Origin of the sequence: Zavarzinia sp., from assembly GCF_041650655.1 — a bacterium.
Taxonomy (GTDB): Bacteria; Pseudomonadota; Alphaproteobacteria; order Zavarziniales; family Zavarziniaceae; genus Zavarzinia.
Genome location: NZ_JBAZKR010000151.1, coordinates 1 through 7,207, shown reverse-complemented (window position 1 = coordinate 7,207; position 7,207 = coordinate 1). Strand labels below are relative to the sequence as shown.

The window sequence follows — 7,207 nt, the reverse complement described above, 5'->3', positions numbered from 1 at the left end:
GGTCAACCATCACGAGGAAGCGGGGGTGCCGCCGCCGCCCGAAGAGGATACGGCGAACATCGTTCTCATGGTCGCGACGGTGGCCTATGGCGAGGGCATCATGGGCCAGACGCTGCGGCGGGCCGCCAATATGGACGACACGGCGGAATCCCGGGCCGGCTTCCGCACCTGGTTCGGCCATCTGGTGCAGGACTATATGGACGGCTGTTTCGTGAAGATGGGCGGCGTCCTGCCCCCGCGCCAGAAATAGCTGTCGGGCACGCCGAAATGACAGTCCAAAATGATTCGGGGCGACCCGCGAAGATCGCCCCGATTTCACCATTCGCGCCTGTGTGACTGTTAGTCTTGTTCAGACAAGTCCGACGACCAGCGCCATCAGAAAGGTGAAGACGACACCGGTCAGGACATGGTTCGCGGTCATTGGCCGTATCCTTTCCTCATCGGTGAGGTGAGTAAAGAGTACGTGAATCCTGAAACCTGAAAACCCGGATTCGTTGCTGCGCCGCACCTCGCCCGAGACTTCACCAGGGCAGGGCGTTTCCGTCCAGATTCAGGAACTTGCCGCTGTCCTTTAAGGTCAGCCCTGCAATAGTGCGGCGCATCATATCCACACTTTCTTGAATCGAGAGGGGGGCTTCCGGCCCGCCCATCTCGGTCCTGACCCATCCGGGGTGCAGGGCGACGGCGCCGATGCCGCGCGGGGCGAGGTCGCGGGCGAGGGAGCGCACCACCATGTTGGCCGCCGCCTTGGACGAGCGATAGACATAGTCGCCGCCCGAGCCGTTGTCGCCGATCGAGCCCATGCGGCTGGTGATGGTCACCACCGTGCCGCGCCCGCGGGCGAGGGGATCGGCCAGCGCCTCGGCCACGTAATAGGGCACCATGGCGTTGACGCGGAAGGCGTCGATCCAGGCTTCGGCGTCGATCGGGCCGAGGTCCTGGGCCTTGGGGCCCCAGGTGCCGGCATTGTTGATCACCAGTTCCAGCCGTTCCTCGGCGAAGCGGGTGCGCAGCGTGGCGATCGACTTGCGGTCGGTCAGTTCCATCTCGTGCACCCAGACGTTCGGCACGGTGCCGAGGTCATGGGCGTGGCGGGCGATCGCATGAACGCGCCAGCCCTCGGCGGCATAGGCTTCCGTCAGCGCCCGGCCGAGGCCGCGGCTGGCACCGGTGATCAGCAGGCATCGCGGCATCGCTCACTCCTTCCCCGGGGCGGGGCCGAAGCCGCCACCGCCCGGTGTCTCGATCTCGATCGCATCGCCCGGTCCGACCGACACTTCGGCGCAGGCCCCGAGGTCCTCGACCCTGCCGTCCGCCCGCAGCAGGCGGTTGCGGCCGGTCGCGCCGGGCGCCCCCCCGGCCAGGCCGAAGGGTGGCACGCGGCGCCGGTTCGACAATATGGCCGCGGTCATCGCTTCGCGGAAGCGGATCACGCGGATGACGCCGTCGCCGCCCCGGTGCCGCCCCGCCCCGCCCGAGCCGCGGCGGATCGCGAAACGTTCGACCAGGACGGGGAAGCGCCATTCCAGCACTTCCACGTCGGTCAGGCGGGAATTGGTCATATGGGTGTGAACGGCGTCGCAGCCGTCGAAATCGGGGCCGGCGCCGGCCCCGCCGCAGATCGTCTCGTAATATTGGTGGCGCTGGTCGCCGAAGGTCAGGTTGTTCATCGTGCCCTGGGCCGCCGCCATCACCCCCATGGCGCCGTAGAGCGCATCGCACAGGGCCTGGCTGGTCTCGACATTGCCGGCCACCACCGCGGCGGGGAAGCGCGGGCGTAGCATCGAACCTTCCTCGGCGACGATGTCGAGCGGTTCGAGGCAGCCCTGATTGAGCGGAATATCGTCGTCCACCAGGGTGCGGAAGACATAGAGCACGGCCGCCTTCACCACGGCGAAGGGGGCGTTGAAATTGGTCCTGAGCTGGGCCGCGGTGCCGGCGAAATCGATCCGGGCACGTCGGGCCGCCCGGTCGACCGTGACGGCGACCTTGATCACCGCGCCGTCGTCCATCTCGCAGGAAAAGGCGCCGTCGATCAGGCGGTCGATCACCCGGCGCACCGCCTCCGCCGCATTGTCCTGGACGTGGCGCATATAGGCATGGACGACGTCGAGGCCGTAGTGGTCGACCATCGCCAGCAGTTCCTGGGCGCCCTTCTCGCAGGCGGCGATCTGCGCCTTCAGGTCGGCGATATTCTGTGCCGGATTGCGCGCCGGCCAGGAGCCGGATTGGAGCAGGGCGGTGACCTCGGCTTCGAGGAAGCGGCCCGCCCGCATCAGGGGCAGATTGTCGATCAGCACGCCTTCTTCGGTCACGCTGGTCGAATGGGGCGGCATGGAACCCGGCGTGATGCCACCGATATCCGCCTGGTGGCCGCGCGCTGCCACGTAGAAGATCACGCGCCCGCCGGCGCGGTCGAACACGGGGGCGATCACCGTGACGTCGGGCAGATGGGTGCCGCCGTTATAGGGCGCGTTCAGCATGAAGGCGTCGCCCGGCCGCATGGTGGCGCCGTGGCCGCGGATCACCGTCTCCACCGATTCCGACATGGAGCCGAGATGCACCGGCATATGTGGCGCATTGGCCACCAGCCCGCCGGCCGCGTCGAAGACGGCGCAGGAAAAATCCAACCGCTCCTTGATATTGACCGAATGCGCGGTCTTTTCGAGGGTGAGCCCCATCTGTTCCGCGATCGACATGAAGAGATTGTTGAAGACTTCGAGCAGGACGGGATCGCGCACCGTGCCCGCCCGCTGCCGTGCGACCGCTCCCGCCCGGTCGAGGAAGAGGGCGCCGGTCTCGCCGACCGAGAGCTTCCAGCCCGGTTCCACCACCGTTGTCGAATGATCCTCGATCACGATCGCCGGGCCTTCGACCGTATCGCCGGCCAGGAGGGATGCCCGGCGTATCACCGAAGCCGAATGCCAGTGCCCCTTGGAGAAGAAGCGGGTGGTTGCTTCGGCAACCGGCGCGCCCATGGTCCGGTGCGGCAGGGTCGCTTCGGCGATGGCGGCGCCGCCGCCGCTGGCCTCGACCGAGATCGCCTCGACCACGAGCCGCCGCTCGCCCGAGACGAAGCCGAAGCGGGCGCGGTGCGCGGCCTCGAAAGCGGCACGAAGCTCGGGGATCGTGCCGAAGGGCACGATCAGCGCGGTATCCGTACCCTCGTAGCGGAGATGGGCACGGCGGGCGAGCGCGATGCCGGCTTCGGCCACGCCCTGGCCTGCCACTTCGGCGATCGCCGTGGCACCGAGTTCGGCCAGCCGCGCTTCGGCCCGGCTGCGGGCGGCTTCGTCCAGCACCGCCTCGACCGCTTCCTCCCGGCTCGCCGTGATGTCGGCCAGTCCCATGCCATAGGCGGACAGAAGCCCGGCCAGGGGATGCAGCATGACCCGCTTCATGCCCAGCGCTTCCGCCACCAGGCAGGCGTGCTGCCCCCCGGCGCCGCCGAAACATTGCAGCGTATAGGCGGTGACGTCGTGGCCGCGCTGGACCGAGATCTTCTTGATCGCATTGGCCATGTTCTCGACCGCGATCGAGACGAAGCCGTCCGCCAGTTCTTCCGCCGTCTTCTCGCCCTGGCCGGCGGCCGCGACCGTCGCGGCCAGGGCTTTGAATTTCGCCGCCACCGCCTCGGCATCGAGGCGCTGGTCGGCGCCCGGGCCGAAGACGGCGGGGAAATGCGCCGGCATGATCTTGCCGAGGAAGACATTGGCATCGGTCACGGTCAGCGGCCCGCCCCGGCGATAGGCGCAGGGGCCGGGATTGGCGCCCGCCGACTCGGGCCCGACCCGGAGCCTCGATCCATCGAAGCCGAGGATCGAGCCGCCGCCGGCCGCGACGGTATGGATCGCCATCATGGGCGCCCGGATGCGCACCCCGGCCACCTGGGTCTCGAAGGAGCGTTCCAGGCTGCCGGCATAGTGGCAGACATCGGTCGAGGTGCCGCCCATGTCGAAGCCGATGATGCGCGTCTCGCCCACCGCCTCGGCCGTGCGGCTGGCGCCGACCACGCCGCCCGCCGGGCCGGACAATATGGCATCCTTGCCCTGGAACAGATGGGCGTCGGTCAAGCCGCCCGATGATTGCATGAACATCAGCCGGGCCTCGCCCAGCGCCCCCGCCACCTGGTCGACATAGCGGCGCAGGATGGGCGAGAGATAGGCATCGACCACCGTGGTATCGCCCCGGCCGATCAGCTTCATCAGGGGCGAGGTGCCATGCCCGGTCGAGACCTGGGTGAAGCCGATCTCCCGCGCAACCGCGGCCAAGGCTTGCTCGTGGGCCGGAAAGCGATAGCCGTGCAGAAGGACGATGGCGACGGAGCGGATACCGTCGGCGAAGGCTGCTTCCAGCCCTTTTCTGGCCGTGGCGAGGTCGAGCGGGCGCAGCACCTCGCCCGTGGCGCTCAGGCGCTCGTCGACCTCGACCACGCGCTCGTGCAAGAGCTCCGGCAGTTCGATCGAACGGGCGAAGATCTTCGGCCGGTTCTGATAGGCGATGCGCAAGGCGTCGCCGAAGCCCCGGGTGATCGCCAGCACCACGCGCTCGCCCTTCCGCTCCAGCAGGGCATTGGTGGCCACCGTGGTGCCCATCTTCACGGCGCCGATCGGGGCCGCGGCCATGGTGGCGCGCAGCCGCCGGATGCCTTCGACGGCGGCGTCGCGGTAATGTTCCGGATCCTCGGACAGCAGCTTGGCGGTGACGATGGCGCCGTCCGGGCGCCGCGCCACGATATCGGTGAAGGTGCCGCCGCGGTCGATCCAGAAATCCCAGGTGCTCATATGTCCTCTTGTCTCGCGGCCTTGCGATTCAACACCATGGCATCCTTACGCGAGTCAACGGGCAGGCGGTCATGAGTATCTGGGGCAAGATCATCGGCAGTGCGGCGGGCTTCGCCTTGGGCGGCCCGCTCGGCGCCCTGCTCGGCGGGCTCGCCGGCCATGCCGTCGACGCGCTGGCGGCGGGCGGGGCGGCGCCGGGGCTGCGGCGCGAGCATGTCGGCCGCGACCAGACGCGGCGCATCGCCTTCACCGTCGGCGTCATCGTGCTGGGCGCCAAGATGGCAAAGGCGGACGGCCGGGTCACCACGGACGAAATCCAGGCCTTCCGCGAAGTTTTTCATGTCCCCGAGTCGGAGGTCGAGCAGGTCGGCCGCATCTTCAACCGCGCCAAGGAGGAGGCGGGGGGATTCGAGCCCTATGCCGCCCAGATCAAGGCAGTGCTGGGCGACGACATGACCCTGCTCGAGGAATTGCTCGACGGGCTGTTCCACATCGCCAAGGCGGATGCGGTGATCCACCAGGCAGAAATCACCTTCCTCGAGGACGTGGCGCGCATCTTCGGCTTCTCCGAGGCCGAATTCGCGGCGATCCGCGCCAGCCATCTCGGTCCCGACCAGTCCGACCCCTATACGATCCTGGGGGCCACGCGCGCGATGGACGAGGCGGCCCTGAAAGCCGCCTACCGCAAGCTCGTCCGCGAACACCACCCGGACACGCTGATCGCCAAGGGCATGCCCGAGGAATTCGTCAAAGTGGCGACCGAGCGCCTGGCCCAGATCAACGCCGCCTGGGAGAAGATCGCCAAGGAGCGGGGGATCCGGTGATCGATCTCCCTCGTCCCGGGGCCGGAACGAGGGAGGGATGCCTTGGCCTCACTTCACCCGGGCGATCAGGGCGGCGGTGAGTTCCTTGGTGTTGGCCTTGCCGCCCAGGTCGCCGGTGCGCACCAGATCGAGGTTCAGGGTGGCGTCGATCGCCGTGGTCAGGCGGGCGGCGAGGTCGTCGCGGCCGACATGGGCCAGCATCAGGCCGGCCGCCAGCAGGAGCGCCAGGGGATTGGCGATGCCCTTGCCCGCGATATCCGGGGCCGAGCCGTGCACCGCCTCGAAGATCGCCGCCGTCTCGCCGATATTGGCGCCCGGCGCCATGCCGAGGCCGCCGACCAGGCCGGCGATCTCGTCCGACAGGATGTCGCCGAACAGATTGGTGGTCACGATCACGTCGAACTGCCAGGGATTCATGACGAGCTGCATGGCGCAGGCATCGACGATCCGCTCGTCGACCGCGACCCGGCCCTCGTATTCCTTGGCGACCGCGCGGCCCTCTTCCAGGAAGAGGCCGGTGATGGCCTTCAGGATATTGGCCTTGTGCACCAGGGTGACCTTCTTGCGGCCGTGCTTCACCGCATAGTCGAAGGCATATTCGACGATCCGGCGGCAGCCCTCGCGGGTGGTGACACCCTGGCTCACTGCGACGGCATGGGGATCGCTGCCCACCGGAATGAAATGCTCGTGGGCGACATAATAGCCCTCGAGGTTCTCGCGGATCAGCACGACGTCGATCTTGTCGAAGCGCCCGCCCGGCACCAGGGTGCGCGCGGGCCGGACGTTGGCGTAGAGCTTGAAGGCTTCGCGCAGCCGCACATTGACCGAGCGATAGCCGCCGCCCGACGGCGTGGTCAGCGGGCCCTTGAGGGCGAGGCCGGTCTTGGCGATCGAATCGAGGGTCGCCTGGGGCAGCGGGTCGCCCGCCACGGCGATGCCGGCCATGCCGGCGTCCTGGCGGTCCCACAGGAAGGGAGCGCCGAGGGCGTCGAGCACCGCGACGACCGAATCGACGATCTCGGGGCCGATGCCGTCGCCGGGGATGAGGGTTGCCGGGATCGTCGACGCGCTCATGGGGGTAAGCCTCGCAATTTGGAATGGCCGCGCTCTTAGGCGCGAGGGGGGCTCGTGTCGAGCCCGACAAAAGGCGGAATGCCGTCGCCCTCGGTCTCCGCGGTCTACCACCCACTATAGATGGGGCAATGATCCAGCGCATGGCGCGCTGTCCAAAAAACTTCAAAATTCCTGTTGCGCGGCCCCCCGGACTCGGCCTAAAAGGCGCCCCTCCGCAGCGCCGAACCGGCAACGGCAAGGCGCTTCGGGGACCGCGGTCGGCGGGTTTTCTGATCCCGAAAGGCGAAGACGAAAGCGTGTTGACAGCGGGTTGGGAAGCGGGCTACAAGCCGCCCCCTGGCAGCCGGAAGAGGTAACTCGGAAGGTTGCACCGAAGACCGGAAGGCGAAGCGGAATGCTTCAAAAATTCGGTTGACGGAGGGAAGCGGTGGTAGTAGAAACCGCGACCTCGCAGCGAGCCGGAAGGTGGTGCTGCAAACCGGGTGAGGCGGAAGCCGAGTTCGGGTGCTCCTTGAAAAGTAGGAT

At 67.9% G+C, this 7,207-nt stretch carries 5 protein-coding genes; 2 read left to right on the top strand and 3 right to left on the bottom strand.

Annotated elements, in window-relative coordinates:
* The coding region (locus WC493_RS20770) for a hypothetical protein (RefSeq protein WP_373068117.1) at positions 1–250 on the top strand (250 nt) is incomplete at its 5' end.
* Between the two features lie 271 nt (positions 251–521).
* On the opposite strand, the gene WC493_RS20765 is transcribed toward WC493_RS20770, so the two are convergent.
* Together WC493_RS20765 and WC493_RS20760 are read right to left on the bottom strand one after the other, a co-directional pair.
* Positions 522–1,193 (bottom strand): SDR family oxidoreductase, encoded by a 672-nt coding sequence (locus WC493_RS20765; RefSeq protein WP_373068115.1) that lies wholly within the window; start codon positions 1,191–1,193, stop codon positions 522–524.
* Between the two features lie 3 nt (positions 1,194–1,196).
* Positions 1,197–4,784 carry a hydantoinase B/oxoprolinase family protein gene (locus WC493_RS20760; protein ID WP_373068113.1) on the bottom strand — a complete coding sequence of 1,196 codons (3,588 nt, stop codon included), beginning with the start codon at positions 4,782–4,784 and terminating at the stop codon, positions 1,197–1,199.
* A 71-nt stretch (positions 4,785–4,855) separates the two neighbouring features.
* Between WC493_RS20760 and WC493_RS20755 the strand changes: the two genes are divergently transcribed.
* Positions 4,856–5,608, top strand: a complete 753-nt coding sequence (locus WC493_RS20755; RefSeq protein ID WP_373068111.1) for a TerB family tellurite resistance protein — start codon at positions 4,856–4,858, stop codon at positions 5,606–5,608.
* Between the two features lie 48 nt (positions 5,609–5,656).
* On the opposite strand, the gene WC493_RS20750 is transcribed toward WC493_RS20755, so the two are convergent.
* Positions 5,657–6,682: an isocitrate/isopropylmalate dehydrogenase family protein gene (locus WC493_RS20750; protein WP_373068109.1), complete on the bottom strand. Its 1,026-nt coding sequence runs from the start codon at positions 6,680–6,682 to the stop codon at positions 5,657–5,659.
* Positions 6,683–7,207: the final 525 nt, after the last annotated feature.

Bases quoted from the DNA above. Each gene is read 5' to 3' on its own strand.
- WC493_RS20765 (WP_373068115.1), bottom strand. From the start codon at position 1,193: ATGCCGCGATGCCTGCTGATCACCGGTGCCAGCCGCGGCCTCGGCCGG.
- WC493_RS20760 (WP_373068113.1), bottom strand. From the start codon at position 4,784: ATGAGCACCTGGGATTTCTGGATCGACCGCGGCGGCACCTTCACCGAT.
- WC493_RS20755 (WP_373068111.1), top strand. From the start codon at position 4,856: ATGAGTATCTGGGGCAAGATCATCGGCAGTGCGGCGGGCTTCGCCTTG.
- WC493_RS20750 (WP_373068109.1), bottom strand. From the start codon at position 6,682: ATGAGCGCGTCGACGATCCCGGCAACCCTCATCCCCGGCGACGGCATC.